This window comes from Citricoccus sp., assembly GCF_035445025.1.
Taxonomy (GTDB): Bacteria; Actinomycetota; Actinomycetes; order Actinomycetales; family Micrococcaceae; genus Citricoccus.
On the sequence record NZ_DAOMPX010000005.1, the window covers coordinates 1 to 21,718 of the forward strand.

Here is a 21,718-nt window from a genome sequence, read left to right on the forward strand (position 1 = left end):
GCCTCCCCGCCCGCAGCGGTGCCCAGTCCGGCCTCGGCGATCCAGGCCGGTGCCGCGTGGACCGGGGAGTGGTGCAGCAGGTCGTAGGGCAGGTCACGGGGCGTCCCGTCGACCGTGGCGTGCAGCCGGCGGGCGCCGGCGTCGATGGAGCGCACGTGCGCGTCCGTCAGGACCGTGATCCCGTAGCGATCCACCCATGGCTGCAGGACCCGGTCCACGTCCGGCTGGCCGAACAGGGTCCCGGTGGGCGTCAGCAGGGTCACCTCGATGTCCTGCAGCACGCCCTGGCGCTGCCAGTAGTCACAGGCGAGGTAGAGGATCTTCTGCCCGATCTGCGGGGTGGGGGCCGGGCCGTCCGGGATGGTGAACAGCGCCCGTCCGCGGCGCAGTGCGCGGATCAGCTCCCAGGTCTTGGGGGCCAGCTCCACGGTGTAGTTCGTGGAGGCGTGCGGGCCGGCCACTGCCTCGGCGCTGCCGGGCACGTGATCCCAGTCCGGGGCCGAGCCCGCGCAGATCACGACGTCCCGGTAGCCGAGGCGCTCGCCCGAGGACAGGGTGGCGGTCCGTGCCACCGGGTCCAGGGCCCGGACGCTGTCCTGCACCCATCGCACACCGCGGGGCATCACGCGGTGCTGGGGACGGGACATCTGGCGCGTGGTCCTCAGCCCGGCGCCCACGTAGGACAGCATCGGCCGGTAGTGGTGCGTGGACTTGGGTTCCACGACGGCGATGTCCGCGATGCCCTTGCGGTGCAGCCGGGCGGCCAGGGAGATCCCGGCGTTGCCACCGCCGATCACGAGGACGTCGGCGGTTCGCTCTGGGGGTGCAAGGGGCATCGTGACTCCGTGGGAGGTGGAGGGGCTCTACGGCCCCGGAGGGGGCCGCCCGACCATTCGACCACGGGCCGCGACGACCCCACCACCATGGGTGGCCCCCATGCTCTCTCAGCCGGTCGGGCCCACGGTCCCGGACATCGCCCGGTGGGTCCCCGAGCGGTGGAGCCAGGACCGGTGGACCTGGTGGATGCCCTCGAGCAGGACGCAGGCCACCGCGCCGGTCGCCACGGCGGTCACGGTGAGGTCCGTGGGCGGGTACTCGAACTGGTGGAACTCCTGAGAGGCCGGGACCGTGAGGACCAGGAACAGCAGCACGTACATGGAACCGACCAGCACCAGCTTCCACCGGGTCATCGGCCGGGAGATGAGGTTGAGCACCCACAGGCCCATCAGGGTCAGCGTGATGACCGAGGCGGTCTGGACCTGCCGGACCGAGACCTCCTCCGTGAACCAGCGGGCATAACCGTTCACGGCCAGCAGGCCCACGAGGATGACCACCCCGGAGGGGATGGCGAAGCGCAGGGCGCGGCCGAGGAACCCCGGGACGTAACGGCGCTGGTTGGGGGCCAGGGCCAGGAAGAACGTGGGCAGCCCGATCATCAGGAAGTCCACGGTGGAGGCCTGCCGCGGCAGCAGCGGGTACTGCCAGGCCAGCAGCGAGAACACCACGCCGAACAGCACGGCGTAGGCGGTCTTGGTCAGGTACAGGTGGGCCAGTTGCTCGATGTTGGCGATCACCTGACGCCCCTCGGCCAGCACGGCCGGCAACCGGGAGAAACGGCTGTCCAGCAGCACCAGGCGGGACACGGCCTTGGTGGCCGGGGCGCCGTTGCCCATGGCGATGCCCAGGTCCGCGGACTTCAGGGCCAGGGCGTCATTGATGCCGTCCCCGGTCATCGCCACCACGTGCCCGGCGTCCTGCAGGGCCTTGACCATGCCCTTCTTCTGGTCGGGGGTGACCCGGCCGAACACGGAGTGGGTGTCCAGGACCTCCCGTCGTCGATCGTCGTCCTCGGGCAGGTGCCGGGCGTCGTAACCGTCCCCGTGCAGCGTCATCCCGACCTCGCGCGCGACCGCGGCCACGGTGCGCGGGTTGTCCCCCGAGATGATCTTCAGCTCCACGCCCTGGGCGCGGAAGTACTCGAGGGTCTCGTGGGCGTCGTCGCGGACCTTCTCCCGGAAGGTCAGCAACGCCACCGGGACCAGCCCACGGGGCAGTCGCTCACCGGTCCGGCGGCCGTTGCCGGTCCCGGTGGCGGGCCCGGTGTCGGTGGCGGGCCCGGGGCCCGGTCCCGACGTCGGCCCCCCGGTCCCGAACCACGCACCGGGCGCCACCGGAGTGTCCGACCGGCAGAGCAGCATGGTGCGCAGCCCCCGGTCCGTCGTCTCCTGGCAGAGGGCCTCGATCCGGTGGGTGTCCGTTCCCTCGGAGCAGTTCCCGTCGAGCAGTGCCTCCGGGGCGCCCAGGACCCACGCCCCGTGCGGGGCGGAACCGGGTCTCGGGGGGCGGGCGCCGCCCCCGGGACCGAAGGCGACGGCGGACCAGCGCCGGGCGGAGGAGAAGGGCACCTGCGCCGAGGGCGCCTCCTCGGGGACGTGCGGGAAGGCCTCGCGCAGGGCCAGGGCCGTGGGGTTGGCATTCACGTCGGCGCCGAACCAGGCCAGGACGCGGGCGCCGTCGTCGTGCACCTGGCGGGAGGCGGAGAGGTCGGTGACCCCGTCGAAGACGACGCGCCCCTCGGTGAGCGTGCCGGTCTTGTCCAGGCAGACGGTGTCCACCCGGGCCAGGATCTCCACCGCCGGCTGTTCCTGGATCAGGACCTGGTCCTGGGCCAGCTTCAGCGCGGCCACCGCGAAGGAGATCGTGGTCATCAGGGCCAGCCCCTGGGGGATCATCGAGGTGATCGCGGCGACGGAGGCCACGACCGCGGGCTCGATCGCGTTGTTCTGCACCGCGTACGTCCAGCCGCCGATCGCCTGGACCTGGCCGTTGAGGATGATCGCCACGATCGGCACCAGGGCGATGGTGAGCCACGTGGCGACCGTGTCCAGGGCCCCACGCAGCTCCGAGGGGATCTTGGAGAACGTGCGGGCCTCGATCGCGAGCTGCGAGGCGTGCGAGTCCGCGCCGACGGCCGAGACGCGGAACACCCCGTGCCCGGAGAGCACGGCCGAACCGGAGAGCACCACGTCCCCGGGCAGCTTGCCCACCGGATCGGACTCCCCGGTCAGCATGGACTCGTCGATGTCCAGGCCGTCCGCCCTCAGCATCACCCCGTCCGCCGGGACCTGGTCCCCGCGCCGCAGCACCACGGCGTCGTCCAGGACGATGTCCTCCAGTCGCACCTCCTGCCGCTCGCCGGAGCGCATGACGTGGGCGGCGTCCTGGTGCAGCAGGGCGATCTGGTCCAGCTTGCGCTTGGCCGAGTACTCCTGGACCACGCCGATGATCACGTTGGCCACGGCCGCGAGGCAGAACACCAGGTCGAACCAGCGGCCCAGCACGATGATCGCCACCGCGCAGGCGCCGATGGCCAGGTTGAACATCGTCAGGACGTGGACGCGCAGGATCTTCCAGATCGAGCGGGAGGTGTCCCGGGGCTGGCGGTTGGTCAGCCCCTTGCCGATCCGCTCCGCGACGGCGGACTCGTCCAGGCCGCGGGCGGCGAGGGCCTCGTCGTCCGGGCGGGCGATCGCCCCCAGTCCGCGCCGGCGCAGGTGGTGACGACGGCGCACGTCGGGGTGCTCCGCTCCACCGGCCACCGCGGCGGCAGGGGAGCCGACCCGAGGAGTCCGTGAGCCGGCGGGGGTGGCGGCGTGGGGGTCCGCGGGTGAGCCTGCGCCGGGGAGGTCCTGGATGGTGTCCTCCTCCGTGGCGGGTCCGCCGGTACCGGTGCTGGCCGGGTTGCTCACGCTGATTGTCTCCCTGGGTCGGGCGGCAGGCAATGGCCAGCCGGACGGGAGCCGACCTGCAGCGATGCCCTCCAATGTAGTGGCCGCGTGTCCCGCACGGGGTCAACCTGCGGGGTGAATCCGGGCCCGCTCCGGGTCATCCCGGAGACGGAGGCCGGACCGTCGGTGCCCCGTGGTGGCCCGGGCTGCCGTACAGTCGGCGTCATGAAGGCACCGGACCCCGCGGCCATCCTGCCGGGCCGGTTGCTGTCCAGGATGCGCTCGGACCTGGTCCACACCTTCTCCGGTGAACGTGACGCGGGAGTCCCGCAGTGGCAACTGGACCTCGAACAGGGTGATGACGCCGGGTACTTCGCCCACGACTCGGCAACCTGGGCGGTCCACGGGTCGATGTCCACCGTGGCGGCAGGCATCCGCGCCCTGCTGGTCCAGGCGCTGCACCCCGGTGCGCTCGCCGGGGTGGCCGAGCACTCGGACTACCGGGCCGACCCGCTGCAACGGCTCGCGGGGACCATCCGCTGGATCTTCTCCGTCACCTACGGTTCCACCGGCGCGGCCCGTCAGGCCTGCGCCGAGGTCCGCCGGCTGCACGTGCCGGTGCGGGGGCGGTATGAGGACGGGGCGGGGGAGGAACGGCGGTACTCCGCCAACGCCCCGCACCTGGCCGAATGGGTGCACCTGGCCTTCACGGACGCCTTCCTGGCCGCGCACGAGGACTTCATCGGCCCCGTGCCGACCGCCGGCGGGGCGGATGACTACGTCCGTGAGTGGTCCGTCGCCGGATCACTCATGGGCGTGCAGGACCCGCCGACCACCCGCCAGCAGCTCAAGGACCGGCTGCAGGCCTTCGACGACGCCGGCGAGCTGGCCGGCGGGGACCGGGTCACCGAGGTCCTCGGGTTCCTGCGGAACCCGCCGCTGCCCGGCCAGCTCGGCTGGGGCTACCGGGCGCTCTTCACCGCGGTCGTGGACACCCTGCCGGCCCGCTACCGGGACCTGCTCGGCCTGCGCGCCACACCGGTGTCGCGGCTGACCCGTGCCGGCGGCCGCGCCACCCTGGCCGTGGTGGGTGCGGCCCTGTCCGGGCCGGGCCCCTCGGAACAGGCGGCCCGGCGCCGGCTCATCCGGCTGGGTGTGCTTCCGGACGCGGACACCGGACGGTAGCGGACGAGCCGCGAGGCCCCGCCGTTGCCCGGGCAACCAGCCGTGCCCGGCGTCTCAGCACGACGTCCTGTCCGATCTCGTGCACGGCGGAGCGGGCACGACCGGGCCCCGTGACGGCTGCCTGGGCGGCGGTGCTCATGACCTCCCCGCCGACCGCTCGGTGGCGGGGGCCGGGTCCAGGGCGATGATGACCGACTTGGTCCGGGTGTACTCCGCCAGTTGCTCGGGCCCGTTCTCCCGGCCCCAGCCAGAGGCCTTGACGCCCCCGAACGGCATGGACGGGTCCAGCAGGCCCCAGGCGTTGACCCAGACGATCCCGGCCTCCAGCGCATCCGCCACCCGGTGGGCGCGCGAGATGTCCCCGGTCTGGATCCCGGCCGCGAGGCCGAAGTCCGTGCTGTTGGCCAGGTCGACGGCCTCCTGCTCCGTGTCGAACGGCTGGACCGTCAGCACCGGACCGAAGATCTCCTGCTGGACGGCGTCGGCCGCATTGTCGACGTCGGCCAGGACCGTCGGACGGTAGAAGAACCCGCCGTCGATCTCGGCTGCCTCCCCACCCACCACGACGCGCGCGCCGCTGGACCGGGCCTGATCCACGGCCTCGCGCACCTTCTCGAACTGGCGGCGGGTGGCCAGCGGGCCGATCACCGTGCCCGGGTCCCGCGGGTCACCGAAGGGCACGTGCGGGACAGCGCCCGCGAGGGCCTCGAGGACCTGGTCGTAGACCGGCCGCTCGACGAGGAGCCGCGGTCCACCCATGCAGAACTGGCCGGTGTTGAAGACGAAGGCCGAGATGGCGGTCTCCACCGCCTTGCCGAGGTCGGCATCGGCGAAGACGATGTTCGCCGCGTTGCCGCCCAGTTCGGCAGTGACGGGCCGCAGGCTGCGGCCGGCCAGCTCGGCGACGTGCGCCCCGACCTGGGTGGAACCGGTGAAGGCCACCTTGGCGACCCGGGGGTGCCCGTTGAGGGCGTCACCGATCGTCGAACCGTAACCGGTGACCACGTTGTAGACCCCGTCCGGGACGCCCGCCTCGGTGAGCAGCTCAGCCATCAGCAGCGCCGAGAAGGGGGTCTCCTCCGCCGGCTTGTGGACCACCGTGTTCCCCGCGGCCAGGGCGACGGCGATCTTGGAGGTGGACAGGATCAGCGGGAAGTTGAACGGCGTGGTGGCCGCGATGACCCCGAGGGGCTCCCGCTGGGTGTAGGCGTGGGCCGGCAGAGGGGTGCGGCGGACCGCCCCGTCCAGGTGCTGGGCCAACGAGGCGGCGTACTCGTAGGTGTCGGCCGCCGTGGTGACGTCCACGGCACGGGCGAGGCTGATGGGCTTGCCGACGTCCAGGCTCTCCACCCGGGCGATCTCGTCGGCCCGCTCCCGGATCAGGTCGGCCACCCGCATCAGCACGCGCGAGCGCTCCCTGCCGGGGAGCCTGGACCACCGGCCGTCGACGAAGGCGCGGTGGGCGGCCTCCACGGCCGCGTCGACGTCGGACGGGCTGCCGTCCGGGATCGACCCGATGGCCTCGCCGGTGGCCGGGTCCAGGACCTCGATCCGGCCGGATCCGGACGTCGCGGCGGCCCAGCCGCCATCGATGTAGTGCCGCGCGTGGCGCAGTGCCTCGGGCAGGTCCGGGCCGGCCTGCACGTCCTGCGGTGCCTCGGTCGTCATGGGTCAGTCCTCCTGGGGGTGGGGGGCAGGGATCACAGGTGGGGGCGGGACGGCCGGTGTCCGGCATCGCGGTGGCGAGCGCCCCGGATGCCGCGCGTGCCCGGTCTCACAGGCCCGGAGTCTACCCAGCATGTGTCCGCGCTCACAGGGGTACCGTGAAGCCATGGGACACACCAATGACCCGGCGACCATCCGCCGGCTGCTGACCGACCGGGGAGCCCGCTGGGCCGTCGTCGGACTCACGCCCAACCCGCGCCGGGCCGCCGTCGGGGTCTCGAGATTCCTGCGGGACGAGCTGGGCATGGAGATCATCCCGGTGAACCTCGGGGCCCAGGAGGTGCACGGGGAGACCGGGTACCGCACCCTGGCGGATGTGCCCGGGACCATCGACGTGGTGGACTGCTTCGTCAACTCCCACAAGGTCGGGGCGATCGTGGACCAGGCGATCGAGGTCGGCGCACGTGCCGTGTGGCTGCAGCTCGGGGTCATCGACGAGTTGGCGGCGGAGCGCGCGGCGGCCGCCGGGCTGGACGTGGTCATGGACACCTGCCCGGTCATCGAGGTGCGGGCCACCCCCTCGCTGCGTGGCGACTGACCTCCCCGGGCCGCCGCTAGGGTGGGGCCATGATCTTCATCGTCGTGAAATTCCAGGTCAAGCCCGAGCACGTGGACGGTTTCATGGATCGCGTCCGTGACTACACGCGGGCCACGCGTGCCGAGGAGGGCAACCTGTGGTTCGAGTGGTCCCGCAGCGTGGAGGACCCACACGAGTTCGTCCTCGTCGAGGCGTTCAAGGACGGCGCCGGGGAGGCGCACGTGTCCTCGGAGCACTTCACGGCGGGCCTGGAGGCGATGCGCCCCGTGCTGGCCGCCACCCCGAGGATCGTCAGCCGCCAGGTCGAGGGTGAGGGCTGGGACCGGATGGGCGAGCTGCAGGTCGACTGAGCGGACGGTGCACCCTGCAACGTGCGGGCAGGGACGGTCGCCCGTCCCTGCCCTCAGTTCGTGCTGTGATCAGGCGTTGGCCGCCTTCGGGGCGCCGATCCCCGGATCGACCTGGTGTGGTCCGCTGGCGCTGGGCCGCACGTCGAAGTCGAAGATCGCGGTCGGGATGTAGACGGTGGAGCACGAGTTCGGGATGTCCACCACTCCGGAGAGCCGGCCCTCGATCGGGGCCGCACCCAGCAGCAGGTACGCCTGCTCGGGGGAGTAGCCGAACTTCACCAGGTAGTCGATCGCGTGCAGGCAGGCGCGCTGGTAGGACAGGTGCGAGTCCAGGTAACGCTGCTCGCCGTCCAGCGTCACCGAGGTCCCGGAGAACGCGATCCACTCACTGAACCGGGGATCCACCCGGCCCGGCATGAAGATGGCGTTCTCCTTGACCCCGTAGGTCTCCATGCCGCCCTTGATGAGGTCGACGTGCAGGTCCATGAACCCGCCCATCTCGATCGCGCCGCAGAACGTGATCTCCCCGTCGCCCTGGGAGAAGTGCAGATCGCCCATGGACAGGTTGGCGCCGTCCACGAACACCGGGTAGAACACCCGGGTGCCCTTGGACAGGTTCTTGATGTCCTGGTTGCCGCCGTTCTCGCGCGGTGGTGCCGTCCGGGCGGCCTCCGAGCCGACGCGCTGCCACTCGCCCCGGTCCAGCCCGCCGAGCACGGCGTGCTCGGCCTCGGGCGGCAGGGCGAGCGGGGGCACGCGGTTCGGGTCGGTGGCGATCAGGTCGCCCTCGCGCTTGTTCCACTTGGCCAGCAGCTCGGCCGAGGGCGCCGTGCCCATGAGGCCGGGGTGGATGAGGCCCTCGAAGCGGACCTCCGGGACGTGCCGGGAGGTGGCGATCTGGCCGTTGAAGTCCCAGATGGCCTTGTAGGCGTCCGGGAACTGGTCGGTCAGGAACCCACCGCCGTTGTTCCGGGAGAAGATGCCGGTGTACCCCCAGCCCTGGCCGGCCAGCGGGCCGCTGTCCTCCTGGGGGATCGGGCCGACGTCGAGGATGTCCACGATCAGCAGGTCGCCGGGCTGGGCTCCCTCGACGGCGAAGGGGCCCGAGAGCTTGTGCACGGTGAGCAGCGGCGCGTTGAGGATGTCCTCGGCGGAGTCGTCGTTGACGATGGCGCCGTCGAACCACTCGCGGCAGTCGACCCGGAAGGTGTCACCCGGCTTGACGGTGGCGACCGGGGGGATCTCCGGGTGCCAGCGGTTGTGGCCGAGCTTCTCCTGGTCCTCGAAGGACTTGGCCGAGTCGAGGGGAAAGATGTTGTCGGGCATGGTGACGGATCCTTTGCTGTGGGAACGAGAACGGTAACGAGAGTGGGAAGGGAGAGCGGGGGAGGGTGGCGCCGGCGTGACGCGTCGAGGAGGGGCGCGGCGCGCGGGTCGGCGGGCGCCGGGCGCCGGTACCGCTGCACTGGGGTCAGGGTCAGGGCCGGGGCAGCTTCCGGTGCAGGGGATTGCCGGTGTACCGGGGGCCCTCGCGCGGTTTGCGGCCGGCCGCGGGCAGTGCCGTGACCACCTCTGGTTCGGCCGCGCTGCGTTGGGACGACTCGATGAGCCGGTAGGCGGCGGAACCGGCCCGGGAGAGCCGCACGGAGGTGATGCGCCGGGCCGCGGGAGCCCCGCAGTCCGGGCAGTCCACCGCATCGGGCACGGAGGTCATGCTGTAGGACGCTTCCAGGACGGTGCCCTCCGGGCAGCGGAACTCATACAGCGGCACGGCGCCTCCCCCCGTCCCGCGGGTCACTGTCCGCCGGGCCGCGCAGGGTGTGGTCCGGTCCGGTGTCCTGCAGCTCGGGGGGCGTCCTGAGCGGACCGCGCCGGCCGAGCAGGAACGACAGGACCAGGGCGACGACGCCGGCCACGGCCAGGATCGTGGCCCACGTCCACGTGCTGCGGTACTCGCCCATGAGCAGCAGTACGGCGGGGATGGTGGCCGTGAGGTGCGCGATGATGGCCGTGAACCACCCGGTGGCCGCGGTGAGGGACTCCCGCCGGAGTCCCAGCAGCAGGAAGAACATGAGCCAGAGCACGGCCCAGAGGAGCCAGATGACCCCGAAGACGGGGTCTGCCACGACGGTGAACTGGAGGATGCCCATCACCACGGCGATGGCGGCCACGAACAGGGAGAACCACCCCACGCCCTCGCCGTCGAGACCGAAGGTGAGGTTGAGGCCGACGTAGAGGTAGGTGAAGCCGAAGAGGTAGAGACCGGAGGCGGCGAGGATGGCCGCGGGGTCACCCTCGGCCTGGACGAGCAGGATGGTGGGAAACACCACCTGCATGATGCCGACGAAGAAGTTCATGGGGGCGGCGGCCTTGCCGGGGACGAGCCCCAGCAGCATCAGGCCGTTGATGAACAACACCGCCCCCACGTACAGCAGACCAACACTGCCCATGGAGCGCTCCTGGGAGACGAGCAGGCCCGGCCGGGCGGCGGGGTGAAGCGGAGACGCCGCAGCCCTCGGACCGTGCGAGGGGATGTGATGCACGCCACGTTAGGCACGGCGCAACGGTTGCGACAATGGTCGGTCGTCGGTCGTCGGTCGTCGGTCGTCGGTCGCCGGTCGCCGCCCCTGGCCCGGCTGGGGCCGTGCCCTAGGCCTCGTAGCGGGAACGCATGCAGGCGAAGACGCCGAAGAGCATCAGCCCGACGCCGATGCAGGCCAGGAGCACGGGGCCCAGCGGCTGGTCCAGCAGGGCCTTGAGGGCGCCGTCCATCCCGGTCGCGTCCTCGGGGTCCCGCTGGAGCGTGGCGACCACGAACAGCAGCCCCACCAGGGCGAGCACGATGCCCTTGGCGACGTACCCGATGGTGCCCGTCACGCGGATCGCGCGGGAGACCTCACGCCGGCTCGAGGAGCGCAGGTCCTTCATGAACCGCTGGGTCACCCCCGAGTACACGTGGTATCCGCCGATGCCGATGATGACCAGTCCGGCCACGACCAGCAGCACGGCACCGACCGGATGGGACATGAGCGCGGCCGAAGCCGAGCTGGTGGACTCCCCGGAGTCCTGTCGCCCGCCGAGCGCCGCGACGGTGAACATCACCCCGATCGCCACGTAGACGACGGCCTTGCCCGCGTCCTTGACCCCGTCGAGGGCGGAGCGGCGGTCCCAGATCGCCTCACTGAGGTACCACAGGCCCAGCAGGACACAGCCGGCGGCGCACAGCCAGACCAGGCCGACGCCCAGCGGGCTGGTGGTCAGCAGCTGGATCGCGCCGGACTGGTCCGCGTCCTGGGGTGCCGACCCGAAGGCCAGGCTCCAGGCGATCAGGCCGATGAGGATGTGCAGGATCCCGTTCGCGACATGGCCGACACGGGCGGCCTTCCGGAACCAGGGATGGCGGGTGACCTCCTCGGCGCGGTCCGAGGCCTCGTCGAGGGCCTGGGCGGCCCCGGTCGGCGCATGCTTCCGCATCGTCCGTCGCACGCGGTCGGCAGGGCGGGAGGCGGACGCGGACTCGGGGGTCATGGGTACAGGGTAGACCCGTGGCTTCCGGGGGACCACGGCGGCCGGCTCGACGGCGGCCCCCGGTCAGGGCCGCCCGTTGACGACCCCCCGGGGGCTGTCAGACTGGGGCCATGGTCATCCAGCACATCGCGTTCCGGCAGGACTGGCACCAGGCCCAGCGGACCGGGACCTATGACCGGTCCACCCGCGGCGCCTCGATCGAGGAGGTCGGTTTCCTGCATGCCAGCGACGGGCCGGAACAGGTCCGAGCGGTGCTCACGCGCTTCTACGCGGACGTGGGCGAACCCCTGGTGGTGCTGACACTGGACGAGGCGGCCCTGGCCGCGGCGGGGTTGAGCGTGGTCAGGGAGCCCGGTGACCCCGCCGACCCGGACTCCGAACGCTTCCCCCACGTCTACGGCGGACCGCTGCCGGTGGCCGCGGTGTCCCGCGTCGACCCGGTCGTCAGGTCGGAGCACGGCCTCGGCCCGGCCGCCGCGGACGGTTCCGGAGAGGCCGTCGCCGGTGCGGACGACGATGCGCTCCACCTGTCCCGTGCCATCGCCCTGGCCACCGCGAACGCGGCCACGGACGGGGGCCCGTTCGGGGCGCTGGTGGTGACCGCGGACGGTCGCGCCTTCGAGGGTGCCAACCGGGTCACGGCCACCAACGACCCCACGGCCCACGCCGAGGTCACGGCGATCCGCGCGGCCTGCAGCGGGCTGGACACCTTCGACCTCTCGGGGGCGGTGCTGTACGCCAGCTGCGAGCCGTGCCCGATGTGCCTGGGCGCGGCGCTCTGGGCGCGGGTGGACCGGGTGGTCTATGCCGCCGACCGTCACGATGCCGCCGCCGCGGGCTTCGACGACGCGGCCTTCTACGACTATCTCGAGTCCCCGGACAGGGACGGGCTGATGCCGCTGGTGCACCGGGCCGTCCCGGGCTCCACCGCGCCGTTCGAGGCATGGCAGGAGAACGCCGACCGTACCGAGTACTGAGGCACCCACCGGGGACGTGCCCGGGTGCCCGGAACGCATCAGGTGCTGGATTCGTCGCCCTCCCCGCGCGGGGAAAGCGACGGATCCAGCACCTGATGGTCATCGCGCGGGCCGGCCGCGCTGCCTGGGTGGGTCCGCTGGGTCAGCCGAAGTACTCGGGCAGCGTGGCGGCCCAGCGCTCGCGCAGTTCCTCGAGGGGCAGCACGAACTGGTCCTGCACCTCGAGTGCCCCGGAGGCGGCGTCCACCACGCCGATCCGCGCCACCGGGAAGCCGCGGGCCGTGGTCATGTCCTTGAACCGGACCTCCTCGGTCCGCGGCACGGCCACGATCGCGCGGGACTGCGACTCCGAGAACAGGGCGGTGAAGGCGTCCACGCCGTCGCGCTGCATGACCTCGTCCAGGGACACCCGGGCGCCGACGCCGAAGCGCAGCACCATCTCGGACAGCGCGGCGGCCAGCCCACCCTCGGAGAGGTCGTGGGCGGCGTCGATCATCCCGTCCCGGGAGGCGTTGATCAGCAGCTCGCCGAGCAGCTTCTCGGTGGCCAGGTCCACCTGCGGGGGCACGCCGCCGAGGTGATCGCGCAGCCGGGCGAACTCGGAGCCGTCCAGCTCGTCGCGCGTGACGCCCATCAGGTACACGGCCTGGCCGTCGGCGTCACGGTGGAATCCGGACGGGGTGCGGCGGGAGACGTCGTCGAACTGACCCAGGGTGGCCACCACCGGGGTGGGGTGGATGGGCGTGGAACCGGTCTGGTTGTACAGGGAGACGTTGCCGCCGGTGACGGGCACGCCCATCTGCTGACAGGCGTCCGCCAGGCCGCGGATGGCCTCGGCGAACTGCCACATCACCTCGGGGTCCTCGGGGGAGCCGAAGTTGAGGCAGTCCGAGACGGCCTTGGGCACCGCACCGGCCGTGGCCACGTTGCGGTAGGACTCCGCCAGGGCCAGCTGCGCACCGGCGTACGGGTCCAGGTAGGTGTACCGGGAGTTGCAGTCGGTGGAGACGGCAACGCCCATCCCGGTCTCCTCGTCCACCCGGACCACGCCGGCGTCGTCCGGGGCGGCCATGGCGGTGTTGCCCTGCACGAAGTGGTCGTACTGCCTCGTCACCCACGAGACGTCGGCCAGGTTCGGCGAGGACATCAGCTCCAGCACCGCGGCGCGCAGCTCGTCACCGGTGCCCGGCAGCGCGGGGACGCGACCGGCGTCGACGGCCGAGCGGAAGGTGTCCGCCACGAGCGCGTCCTGGTAGGACGGGCGGTGATAGGGCCGGTCGTAGACCGGGCCGTCGTGGGCCACGGTGCGGGGGTCGACGTCGACGATCACCTCGCCGTTCCAGGTGATGGTCAGGCGGTTGTCGTCGGTGACCTCGCCCAGCCAGGAGTACTCCACGTCCCACTTGGCCATGACGGCCTCGAACGCCTCGACGTTCCCGGGCGTCACCACGGCCATCATCCGTTCCTGGGACTCGGACATGAGGATCTCGCCCGGGGTCAGGGTGGGGTCGCGCAGCAGCACGGAGGTCAGCTCCACGTTCATGCCGCCCTCGCCGTTGGAGGCCAGCTCGGAGGTGGCGCAGGAGATGCCGGCGGCACCGAGGTCCTGGATGCCCTCCACGAGCGAGTCCTTGAACAGCTCGAGGCAGCACTCGATGAGTACCTTCTCCGCGAACGGGTCGCCCACCTGGACGGCGGGGCGCTTGGAGGGCTTGGCGTCGTCGAAGGACTCGGAGGCCAGTACGGAGGCGCCGCCGATGCCGTCGCCGCCGGTCCGGGCGCCGAACAGGACCACCTTGTTGCCCACGCCCGAGGCGTTGGCCAGGCGCAGGTCCTCATGGCGCAGCACCCCCACGGCCAGGGCGTTGACCAGCGGGTTGCCCTGGTAGATCGGGTCGAACACCATCTCGCCGCCGATGTTCGGCAGGCCCAGGGAGTTGCCGTAGCTGCCGATCCCGGCCACGGCCCCGTGCATGACGCGAGCGGTGTCCGGGTGGTCGATCGCGCCGAAGCGCAGCGGGTCCATCACGGCCACCGGGCGCGCGCCCATGGAGATGATGTCCCGGACGATGCCGCCGATGCCGGTGGCGGCTCCCTGGAAGGGCTCCACGTAGGAGGGGGAGTTGTGGGACTCGATCTTGAAGGTCACGGCCCAGCCGTCCCCGAGGTCGGTCACGCCGGCGTTCTCGCCGATCCCGACCATCAGGTCCTTCTTCATCTCCTCGGTGACCTTCTCGCCGAACTGGCGCAGGTGGACCTTGGAGGACTTGTAGGAGCAGTGCTCGGACCACATCACCGAGTACATGGCCAGCTCGGCCGCGGTGGGGCGGCGGTCGAGGATCCTCACGATCTCCTCGAACTCGTTCTGCTTCAGCCCCAGCTCGGCCCAGGGCAGCTCGGTGTCCGGGGTCTGCGCGGCGTGCTCGACGGTGTCGATGTTGAACGTCGCGGTGGCCTGTCGGCTCGTCTGGTCAGTCACTTCGTCTCTCCTGCGATCGAGGCCAGCACCGAGGTGAAGACCCCCAGTCCGTCCGTGCCCATGCGCATGCCGTGGTCCGAGTCGGGGCCGAACCCGGCCTCCACCGCGTGCTCGGGGTGCGGCATGAGTCCCACCACGTTGCCGGCGGCGTTGGAGATGCCGGCGATGTCCCGGCGCGAGCCGTTCGGGTTCCAGCCGACGTAGCGGAACACCACGCGACCCTCCCCCTCGAGCTCGTCGAGGGTGTGTTCGTCGGCCACGTACTGGCCGTCCTGGTTCTTCAGCGGCACGGTGATCTCCTCACCGGTGCCGAAGTCCCGGGTCCAGGCGGTGGCGTTGTTCTCCACGCGCAGCGCCTGGTCGCGGCAGATGAACTTCAGGTGGTCGTTCTTGATCATCGACCCGGGCAGCAGGTGCGCCTCGGTGAGGATCTGGAAGCCGTTGCAGATGCCCAGCACGGGCAGTCCGCTCCCGGACCCGTCCCGTCCGCCGGCGGCGGCGATGATCGCGTCCATCAGCGGGGCGAAGCGGGAGATCGCCCCGGCGCGCAGGTAGTCGCCGTAGGAGAAACCGCCGGGGATGATGACCGCGTCGAGCGAGGACAGGGCCGCGCCGCCGTCGGTCTCGGCGTGCCACAGGGCGACCGGCTCGCCGCCGGCCAGGCGCACCGCGCGGGCCGCGTCCCGGTCGTCGAGCGTTCCGGGGAAGGTCACGACGCCGACGCGCGCCCCGGTGAGGACGGGTCCGGCCGTGGAGAAGTCTCCGATGAGGGGCAGGTCCGTGCTCATCAGGCCGTCGGCCCCTCGGCCGGGTGGCCCGCGGCGTCGGGCAGGACCTCGACGTTCACGACGTCCTCGATCACCGGGTTGGACAGCAACTGCTCGGCGGCCTCGCGGGCGTGGGCCAGGACCTCGTCGGTGACCTCGCCGTCCACGGTGAGCTCGAAGCGCTTGCCCTGGCGGACCGCGGCGAAGCCGGTGAATCCCAGTCGGGGGAGGGCGCCTGCGATGGCCTTGCCCTGCGGGTCAAGGATCTCGGGCTTGGGCATGACGTCGACGACGATCGTGGGCATGGGGGAGTTCTCCAAGGGTTCAGCGGGAGGGCTTGCCCCATTCTAGTCCGGCCCGCCGCGGGCCGCCCCCGCGGGAACGAAGGGTGACGTGACCCGGCCGCGCCGCCACCGTCCCCCGCCGGGGTCCCGCTGTTCCGGCCGGCCGGGGCCCCGGCCTACGCTGGGCCCATGGGGCAGAGCAGGGACCGCGGACGAGACCGCGCAGAAGCACGGATGACCGGGGCCGACGGGGTATCGGTGCTGCCGGCCGCCATGGCCGCCGCACTGGTGGCCGCGGGGATCGCGATCACCTGGTCGGTGCGCAGGTCCCGGGCGACGGTGCGGCAGCTGGCCACGAAGGCCGCGGAGCAGCCGGGCGCCGCGGCGGGGACGGGACGCCGGGCCGCCGGTTCCGGCACCACCGGCCCCTCGGGGCAGGTGGCGGTCCGGGCCACCGTGGATGACGATGGCCGCTGACACCCAGGAGCTGGCAGCGCGCCGCTGCCCCTGCGGCACCGGAGAGCTCTACGGGTCCTGCTGCGGCCGCTTCCACGCACGGTTCGCCGCGCACGGCATCCTGTCGGCGCCCACGGCGGAGGCCCTGATGCGCTCGCGCTACTCGGCGTTCGCGCTGGCCTCCGAGGGCGAGTTCCCCGAGGCCGAGCGGTACCTGCTGGCGAGCTGGGCGCCGGAGACCCGGCCGGCGTCGCTGGCGCTCGACGCCCCCGGGGCGGGACCGGACGAGGACCTGGACTGGCTTCGCCTCGACGTCGAGGAGACCTCCGGCGGCGGGCCGTTCGACCATGCGGGCACGGTGCGTTTCACGGCGCACTTCCGGACCCCCGCGGGCCGGCGGACCCAGCAGGAGACGTCCCGGTTCGTGCGCCGCGAGGGCACCTGGCTCTACTACGACGGCGACGTCAGCTGAGTCTCCCGGCCCCTGCGCGGTGGCCGGGAGCGCGTCGCTCAGCCGTAGATGCCGATGACCCCGAAGGCCACGCCCGAGGCCAGCATGGCCAGTGAGACGATGCAGGCCCGCCAGAGGACCTTCTTGTGGTGGTCGCCCAGGTCCACCTTGGCCATGGAGACCAGCAGCAGGATCGCGGGGACCAGGGGGGACTGCATGTGCACGGGCTGCCCGGTGACGGAGGCCCGGGCCATGTCCACGGCGGGGATCCCGTAGTGCGCACCGGTCTCGGCCAGTACCGGCAGGATGCCGAAGTAGAAGGCGTCGTTGCTCATGAAGAACGTGGCGGGGATGGAGATCAGCCCGGTGAGCACCGCGAGGATCGGTCCCATCGAGTCCGGGATGACGTCCACGAGCCACTGGGACATGGCCTCCACCATGCCGGTGCCGGAGAGCACGCCGGTGAGCACGGCGGCGGCGAACACCATGGACACCACGGCCACGATCGAGGAGGAGTGGTTGCCCAGCACCTCGGCCTGCTTCCTGACGTTCGGGAAGTTCACCAGCAGGGCGACGGCGGTGCCGATCATGAACAGGTAGGCCAGGGGCACGATGTCCGCCACCAGCAGCACCATGATGGCCACGGTCAGCACGAGGTTGAACACGAACAGCCGCGGTCGCAGGGTCTCGCGCTCCGGGTCCAGAGCGGTCCCGGACATTTCCGGGGCGGTCTCGGTCACGGTGCGTTCCAGGAGCCCGACGCCGGACGGCGCGCGGGAGGTGCCCGGCGTCCCGGCGGGTGCCCCCGCCGGGACGAGCTGGCCGCCGGGTCCACCGGTCGAGGTCCCGGCGGGGACACCGGGGCCGGACCAGCGCTCGGGGTCGTCACGGCGCAGGCGGCGCCGCTCGGACAGGCCCAGCAGCCAGGAGAAGGCGAAGACCACGGCCAGGCCCACCAGCAGCGAGGGGATCATGGGGACGAAGATCTCGGCTGCGTCCACGTTCAGGGCCGCCGCCGCGCGCACGGTGGGTCCGCCCCAGGGAACGATGTTCAGGGTGCCGTTGGTCAGCCCGGCCACGCAGGTCAGCACCACCGGGCTCAGGCCCAGCCGGTGGTAGACGGGCAGCAGGGCGGCGGTGACGACGATGAACGTGGTGGAACCGTCCCCGTCCAGGGAGATGACGGCCGTCAGCAGGGCGGTGCCCATGACCACCTTGGCGGGGTCGTGGCCCACCACGCGCACGATCCAGTTCACCAACCGGTCGAACAGGCCGACGTCGATCATGATGCCGAAGTAGGCGATGGCGAACATCAGCAGGGCGGCCGTGGGGGCCATCTGGCCGATGGCTTCGAGGATCATGTCCCCCAGTCCGAGGCCGGCACCGGTGAACAGGCCGAAGATGGTGGGGACGAGGATCAGCGCCAGCAGGGGCGTCATCCGCTTCGTCATGATGAGGACCATGAACGTGGCCACCATCGCGAAGCCCAGCAGGACGAGCATGGGAACTCCTGGTTCGGGGAGGGCCGGCGGACGCCGGCGGGTGTGACGGGCGACACGGGGCCGCGATTCGCAGTCACCCTACGGTGACGCAGCCCACGGAACGCCCTTCTGCTCGCTAACGGGGAATCAACCCATTCCACGCATTGCGCTCATTGTGCTCACGCGCCGTGGATGCCGGGGGCGGTGGGCAGGGGCCGGTCGCGGCGCTGCCGCCGGGTCCTACAGTGGGGGCGTGAGCACCACGCGCGAGTCCCGCCGTCCCCGCGGATCCTTCTCCGGGCGGATGACGGCGCTCCTGTTCGCCGCCGTGGCCGGCACGCTGGTCATCTGCCTGCTGGCCATCGGCTGGCTCACGACCCGGCGCATCCACGACCAGGCGCAGCAGGAGGCCCTGGGGATCGCCCGCACGGTGGCCTCCATCCCGGAGGTGCGCGAGCTCGTGGCCGAGCAGGCGGACGAGGACGCCCTGGACACCCGCGCGCTCGCCGCCGGCCCGCTGCAGTCCTCCCTCGAGGAGATCCGCCAGCGCACCGGGGCCCTGTTCGTGATCGCCACCGAGGACCGGGGGCTGCGCCTGGCCCATCCCAACCCGGACCTGATCGGCCAGCGGGTCAGCACGGACCCGGTGGCGCTGTCCGGGGTCGAGGACACGTCCACCGAGCGCGGCACCCTCGGCGAGTCCCTGCGCGCCAAGGTCCCCGTCTGGTCCCCGGACGGCTCTCGCGTGACGGGAGAGATCAGCGTCGGGGTATCCGTGGCCGCCGTGGCGGGTGACGTCCGCCAGGCCGCCGCGTCCGTGGCCGTCGTGGGGCTGGGCGGCCTGGTGCTGGCCGCGGTGTCCTCCGTCTCCCTGCAGCGTCGCCTGCGCCGGCTCACCCTCGGGCTGGAGCCCGAGGAGATCGCCGCCTCGGCACGGGACCAGGCAGCCGTCCTCTACGGGGTGCAGGACGGGGTGATCGGCGTCAGTCCCGAGGGCGTCATCACCGTCCGCAACAAGGCCGCGCGGCTCCTCCTGGGCCTGCCGCACCGCACCGACCGGGACGACGTGGTGGGCCGGCGCTACGACGAGGCCGGACTGCCGCCGACGCTGACGGGAGCCGTCGCCACCGCCCTGGACCCCGCCACCCCGTCCACCGGGTTGCGCCTGTCGGTGGGTGAGTCCTCCATGATCGCCTCCGTGGTCCCGGTGCGGCGAGGCGACGTCGACCTGGGGGCGGTGGTGATGCTGCGGGACACGACGGCCGTGGAGGCCCTCGGCAGCCGGCTCGACGCCGTCGAGACCATGGCCTCCGCCCTGCGGGCGCAACGGCATGAGTTCGCCAACCGTCTGCACGCCCTCTCCGGCCTGCTGTCCGCGGGCCATCTCGAGGAGGCACGGGAGTTCCTGCAGCAGGTCATCGACTCCGGACCGGTCCGTGACCCCGTGCCCGGGATCGAGGCGGTGCAGGACACCTTCCTGCGGGCCTTCCTCGGGGCCAAGGGCGTGCAAGCCCACGAACTCGGGGTGGAGATCCGGGTCGGGGATGAGACCTCGTTCTGGCAGACCGTGGTCGATCCGCAGGACGCCACGGCGGTGCTCGGCAACCTCCTGGACAATGCCGTCCGCGCCGCGCTGGAACGCCAGGCCCCGGGTGGGGACCCGCCCACCGGGCAAGCTGTGGAGGCCCCCGGGCGTCCCTGGGTCGAGGTCGACCTGCTGGGTGACGGCGACACCCTGCACCTGGCCGTCGCGGACTCCGGCGGCGGGGTGCCCGCGGGGCTGGACATCTTCGCCGCCGGGACCACCACCCGGGAGGCCGGGGAGCACGAGGCCCACGGCCACGGGATGGGACTGTCCCTGGCGCGCAGGCTGGCACGCCAGCGCGGAGGGGATGTGTGGTTGGCTGAACCCGGCACCACGGACGGCGCCGGGGCCCTGTTCTGCGCCCGGCTCCCGGGGGTGCTGGCGGTCTCCGAACCGTCACCGGGACGGGCGACGCCGAAGGAGGCTCAGCGATGACGGGACTGCAGGACCGCGGAGGCGATTTCCGGGTGCTGGTGGTGGACGACGACTTCCGGGTCGCCTCCCTGCACGCCGGCTATGTGGACGCGGTGCCCGGCTTCACGGCCCTGCCGCCGGTGAACGACGCCCGGATGGTGGTCCGGACGGTCGCGGACACCACGCCTGACCTGGTGCTGCTGGACCTATACCTGCCCCACGTCTCCGGGCTGGACCTGCTCACGGCGCTGGACGTGGACGCCTTCGTCCTCAGCGCCTCCGGCGAGGGGGAATCCGTCCGGACGGCCCTGCGCCGCGGCGCGCTCGCCTACCTGGTCAAGCCGTTCGAGGAGAAGGCGCTCGCGGACCGGCTGCGGGCCTACGCCCGGTACCGGCGGTTGCTGGCGGCCGGGACCCACGACCAGGTGGCGATCGACCGGGCACGCCGCGTCCTGCTGGCCGAGGCCGAACAGGCCCCGCCGTCGGCGGCCGCCACCACGGAGCAGTCGGTGCTGGAGACCGTCAACGGTGCCGTCGAGGACCTGACCGTGATGGAGGTGGCGGAGGCCGTCGGGATCTCCCGTGCCACGGCCCAGCGGTACCTCTCCCACCTGGCGCAGACGGGCCAGGTCAACCTGGGGCTGCGCTACGGTGCCCGGGGCCGGCCGGAGCACCGCTACGGCCCCCTGGACCCGATCGCCCGGGGCTGAACGGGCCTCACGGGCGATCACCCGGGGCCCGGACGTCCTCCAGGGCGGTCAAGGCCTCCAGGAGCCGGCGGCGGAGGACGGTGGACTCCTCCGCGAATCCGCGCTGGTGCCGCACGTATTCCGCGCGGCCTGCCGGCGTCTCGATCCGGATCGGCTCCAGGCCCCAGTCGGCCAGGTCGTAGGGGGAGGCACGCATGTCCATGGTCCGGATCCGCCAGGCCAGCTCGAAGCAGTCGGCCACGAGGTCCGAACTGAGCACCGGCAGCAGCTTGTAGCTCCACTTGTAGAGGTCCATGTTCGCGTGCAGGCAGCCGGGCTGCTCCAGGTCGACCTGGGTGGCCCGGGTGGGCTGCAGCTCGTTCAACGGCGCGGCCTCGGGGGCGTAGAAGCGGAAGGCGTCGAAGTGCGTGCAGGAGATCCGGTTCCGCTCGACCACCTCGTTGGTCCCCTCGGCGCCCAGCCGCAGGGGGACCGTGGAGTGCCGCACTCCGTGGACCTCCGACCGATAGGCCATGGCCCACTCGTGCAGGCCGAAGCACGCGAGCCGGGCCGGCCGCCGCACGGTGGCCCCCAGGATCCGGTGGGCGAACTCGACCATCGACCCGCGCCGGTCGAGGAATGCCCCCACGTCGACCGTCCAGCCACCCGACGGCAGTCCGGGGCGTGGATCGATCCACCGGTAGAAGCGCCAGCCGCCTGAGGCGCCCGCGGGGGCCGCGCCGGGGGCCGCATCGGGGGCCTCCCCGCGATCGGGGTGCGGCGGAGGGCCCGGGGCGGGGCCGGCATCGGGCCGTGCGGCCTCTCCCGGGGTCCCGGCCCCGGGGCCTGCGGCCAGCACGACGCCGGCCCCCGGGTGCCAGCGTTCGAGGGCACCCGGGGTGAGCGAGTAGTAGGAGAAGAGGAAGTCGTGCACCGGGTGCCGGACCCCCGCCGAGTGCAGGTCCCTCAGGGGTGCGGTGTAGGCGCTGATGCGCTGCCGGTGGGACTCCGCGCGGCTCCGCCACTGCTGCGGGGGCAGCACGGACAGGCCATCGAGGCGGGGAGGGGGCACCCTTCCAGA

20 protein-coding genes and 1 pseudogene are annotated in these 21,718 nt (G+C 72.3%); 9 read left to right on the forward strand and 12 right to left on the reverse strand.

Annotated elements, in window-relative coordinates:
- Positions 1 to 836: FAD-dependent oxidoreductase (locus PLJ28_RS03010; protein ID WP_324589875.1), on the reverse strand; the 836-nt coding region annotated here is incomplete at its 3' end.
- 108 nt (positions 837 to 944) lie between these two features.
- Positions 945 to 3,749: an HAD-IC family P-type ATPase gene (locus PLJ28_RS03015; RefSeq protein ID WP_298042796.1), complete on the reverse strand. Its 2,805-nt coding sequence runs from the start codon at positions 3,747 to 3,749 to the stop codon at positions 945 to 947.
- Between the two features lie 204 nt (positions 3,750 to 3,953).
- On the opposite strand from PLJ28_RS03015, the gene PLJ28_RS03020 reads away from it, so the two are divergent.
- Positions 3,954 to 4,913: an oxygenase MpaB family protein gene (locus PLJ28_RS03020; RefSeq protein ID WP_183530031.1), complete on the forward strand. Its 960-nt coding sequence runs from the start codon at positions 3,954 to 3,956 to the stop codon at positions 4,911 to 4,913.
- Positions 4,914 to 5,048: 135 nt separating this feature from the next.
- Here PLJ28_RS03020 and PLJ28_RS03025 read toward each other — a convergent pair whose 3' ends face one another.
- Positions 5,049 to 6,581, reverse strand: coding sequence for an aldehyde dehydrogenase family protein (locus PLJ28_RS03025; protein ID WP_183530029.1), 1,533 nt, complete (start codon positions 6,579 to 6,581; stop codon positions 5,049 to 5,051).
- A 163-nt stretch (positions 6,582 to 6,744) separates the two neighbouring features.
- On the opposite strand from PLJ28_RS03025, the gene PLJ28_RS03030 reads away from it, so the two are divergent.
- Positions 6,745 to 7,176 carry a CoA-binding protein gene (locus tag PLJ28_RS03030; RefSeq protein WP_183530027.1) on the forward strand — a complete coding sequence of 144 codons (432 nt, stop codon included), beginning with the start codon at positions 6,745 to 6,747 and terminating at the stop codon, positions 7,174 to 7,176.
- A 29-nt stretch (positions 7,177 to 7,205) separates the two neighbouring features.
- Complete coding sequence (locus PLJ28_RS03035) at positions 7,206 to 7,526, forward strand: putative quinol monooxygenase (RefSeq protein WP_010143902.1); 321 nt, start codon at positions 7,206 to 7,208, stop codon at positions 7,524 to 7,526.
- 69 nt (positions 7,527 to 7,595) lie between these two features.
- On the opposite strand, the gene fmdA is transcribed toward PLJ28_RS03035, so the two are convergent.
- The 4 genes from fmdA to PLJ28_RS03055 form a co-directional block, all read right to left on the reverse strand.
- A complete protein-coding gene (fmdA, locus tag PLJ28_RS03040; RefSeq protein ID WP_183530024.1) occupies positions 7,596 to 8,852 on the reverse strand; it encodes a formamidase in 1,257 nt (418 codons plus the stop codon).
- Positions 8,853 to 9,003: 151 nt separating this feature from the next.
- Positions 9,004 to 9,297 (reverse strand): FmdB family zinc ribbon protein, encoded by a 294-nt coding sequence (locus tag PLJ28_RS03045; RefSeq protein WP_010143900.1) that lies wholly within the window; start codon positions 9,295 to 9,297, stop codon positions 9,004 to 9,006.
- On the reverse strand, positions 9,284 to 9,976 hold the full coding sequence (locus tag PLJ28_RS03050; RefSeq protein WP_183530022.1) for an AmiS/UreI family transporter: 693 nt from the start codon (positions 9,974 to 9,976) through the stop codon (positions 9,284 to 9,286). The genes PLJ28_RS03045 and PLJ28_RS03050 overlap by 14 nt, the downstream gene beginning before the upstream one ends.
- 199 nt (positions 9,977 to 10,175) lie before the next feature.
- The gene (locus tag PLJ28_RS03055) at positions 10,176 to 11,054 is read right to left on the reverse strand and encodes a DUF1206 domain-containing protein (protein WP_183530020.1); all 879 of its coding nucleotides are present in this window, start codon (positions 11,052 to 11,054) and stop codon (positions 10,176 to 10,178) included.
- Between the two features lie 110 nt (positions 11,055 to 11,164).
- Here PLJ28_RS03055 and PLJ28_RS03060 point away from each other — a divergent pair.
- A pseudogene (locus tag PLJ28_RS03060) lies at positions 11,165 to 11,476 on the forward strand (DUF952 domain-containing protein); the annotation flags it as partial.
- A 105-nt stretch (positions 11,477 to 11,581) separates the two neighbouring features.
- Positions 11,582 to 12,031: a nucleoside deaminase gene (locus PLJ28_RS03065; protein ID WP_255459790.1), complete on the forward strand. Its 450-nt coding sequence runs from the start codon at positions 11,582 to 11,584 to the stop codon at positions 12,029 to 12,031.
- 142 nt (positions 12,032 to 12,173) lie between these two features.
- Here the strand turns inward: PLJ28_RS03065 and purL are convergent, their stop codons facing one another.
- From purL to purS, 3 genes are read right to left on the reverse strand one after another with little or no spacing between them, the layout of a single operon-like run.
- A complete protein-coding gene (gene purL, locus PLJ28_RS03070) occupies positions 12,174 to 14,510 on the reverse strand; it encodes a phosphoribosylformylglycinamidine synthase subunit PurL (protein ID WP_298042811.1) in 2,337 nt (778 codons plus the stop codon).
- Positions 14,507 to 15,298 carry a phosphoribosylformylglycinamidine synthase subunit PurQ gene (purQ, locus tag PLJ28_RS03075; protein ID WP_010143895.1) on the reverse strand — a complete coding sequence of 264 codons (792 nt, stop codon included), beginning with the start codon at positions 15,296 to 15,298 and terminating at the stop codon, positions 14,507 to 14,509. Before purQ ends, purL begins: the two co-directional genes overlap by 4 nt.
- The gene (gene purS / locus PLJ28_RS03080; protein ID WP_010143893.1) at positions 15,298 to 15,582 is read right to left on the reverse strand and encodes a phosphoribosylformylglycinamidine synthase subunit PurS; all 285 of its coding nucleotides are present in this window, start codon (positions 15,580 to 15,582) and stop codon (positions 15,298 to 15,300) included. Before purS ends, purQ begins: the two co-directional genes overlap by 1 nt.
- 213 nt (positions 15,583 to 15,795) lie before the next feature.
- Here purS and PLJ28_RS03085 point away from each other — a divergent pair, with 213 nt between their 5' ends.
- Positions 15,796 to 16,038, forward strand: a complete 243-nt coding sequence (locus PLJ28_RS03085; protein ID WP_324589876.1) for a hypothetical protein — start codon at positions 15,796 to 15,798, stop codon at positions 16,036 to 16,038.
- Positions 16,028 to 16,489 carry a YchJ family protein gene (locus PLJ28_RS03090; protein WP_183530010.1) on the forward strand — a complete coding sequence of 154 codons (462 nt, stop codon included), beginning with the start codon at positions 16,028 to 16,030 and terminating at the stop codon, positions 16,487 to 16,489. The genes PLJ28_RS03085 and PLJ28_RS03090 overlap by 11 nt, the downstream gene beginning before the upstream one ends.
- Before the next feature lie 38 nt (positions 16,490 to 16,527).
- On the opposite strand, the gene PLJ28_RS03095 is transcribed toward PLJ28_RS03090, so the two are convergent.
- Positions 16,528 to 17,970, reverse strand: a complete 1,443-nt coding sequence (locus tag PLJ28_RS03095) for a CitMHS family transporter (RefSeq protein ID WP_298042820.1) — start codon at positions 17,968 to 17,970, stop codon at positions 16,528 to 16,530.
- A 232-nt stretch (positions 17,971 to 18,202) separates the two neighbouring features.
- Between PLJ28_RS03095 and PLJ28_RS03100 the strand changes: the two genes are divergently transcribed.
- Complete coding sequence (locus PLJ28_RS03100; protein WP_298042823.1) at positions 18,203 to 19,969, forward strand: sensor histidine kinase; 1,767 nt, start codon at positions 18,203 to 18,205, stop codon at positions 19,967 to 19,969.
- Positions 19,966 to 20,658: a response regulator gene (locus PLJ28_RS03105; RefSeq protein ID WP_183530004.1), complete on the forward strand. Its 693-nt coding sequence runs from the start codon at positions 19,966 to 19,968 to the stop codon at positions 20,656 to 20,658. Before PLJ28_RS03100 ends, PLJ28_RS03105 begins: the two co-directional genes overlap by 4 nt.
- Before the next feature lie 7 nt (positions 20,659 to 20,665).
- Here the strand turns inward: PLJ28_RS03105 and PLJ28_RS03110 are convergent, their stop codons facing one another.
- Complete coding sequence (locus PLJ28_RS03110; RefSeq protein ID WP_183530002.1) at positions 20,666 to 21,709, reverse strand: 3-methyladenine DNA glycosylase; 1,044 nt, start codon at positions 21,707 to 21,709, stop codon at positions 20,666 to 20,668.
- Positions 21,710 to 21,718: the final 9 nt, after the last annotated feature.

Bases quoted from the DNA above. Each gene is read 5' to 3' on its own strand.
- PLJ28_RS03025 (WP_183530029.1), bottom strand. From the start codon at position 6,581: ATGACGACCGAGGCACCGCAGGACGTGCAGGCCGGCCCGGACCTGCCC.
- PLJ28_RS03030 (WP_183530027.1), top strand. From the start codon at position 6,745: ATGGGACACACCAATGACCCGGCGACCATCCGCCGGCTGCTGACCGAC.
- PLJ28_RS03055 (WP_183530020.1), bottom strand. From the start codon at position 11,054: ATGACCCCCGAGTCCGCGTCCGCCTCCCGCCCTGCCGACCGCGTGCGA.
- fmdA (WP_183530024.1), bottom strand. From the start codon at position 8,852: ATGCCCGACAACATCTTTCCCCTCGACTCGGCCAAGTCCTTCGAGGAC.
- PLJ28_RS03090 (WP_183530010.1), top strand. From the start codon at position 16,028: ATGGCCGCTGACACCCAGGAGCTGGCAGCGCGCCGCTGCCCCTGCGGC.
- PLJ28_RS03020 (WP_183530031.1), top strand. From the start codon at position 3,954: ATGAAGGCACCGGACCCCGCGGCCATCCTGCCGGGCCGGTTGCTGTCC.
- purS (WP_010143893.1), bottom strand. From the start codon at position 15,582: ATGCCCACGATCGTCGTCGACGTCATGCCCAAGCCCGAGATCCTTGAC.
- PLJ28_RS03095 (WP_298042820.1), bottom strand. From the start codon at position 17,970: ATGCTCGTCCTGCTGGGCTTCGCGATGGTGGCCACGTTCATGGTCCTC.
- PLJ28_RS03035 (WP_010143902.1), top strand. From the start codon at position 7,206: ATGATCTTCATCGTCGTGAAATTCCAGGTCAAGCCCGAGCACGTGGAC.
- PLJ28_RS03105 (WP_183530004.1), top strand. From the start codon at position 19,966: ATGACGGGACTGCAGGACCGCGGAGGCGATTTCCGGGTGCTGGTGGTG.
- PLJ28_RS03050 (WP_183530022.1), bottom strand. From the start codon at position 9,976: ATGGGCAGTGTTGGTCTGCTGTACGTGGGGGCGGTGTTGTTCATCAAC.
- purQ (WP_010143895.1), bottom strand. From the start codon at position 15,298: ATGAGCACGGACCTGCCCCTCATCGGAGACTTCTCCACGGCCGGACCC.
- PLJ28_RS03085 (WP_324589876.1), top strand. From the start codon at position 15,796: ATGACCGGGGCCGACGGGGTATCGGTGCTGCCGGCCGCCATGGCCGCC.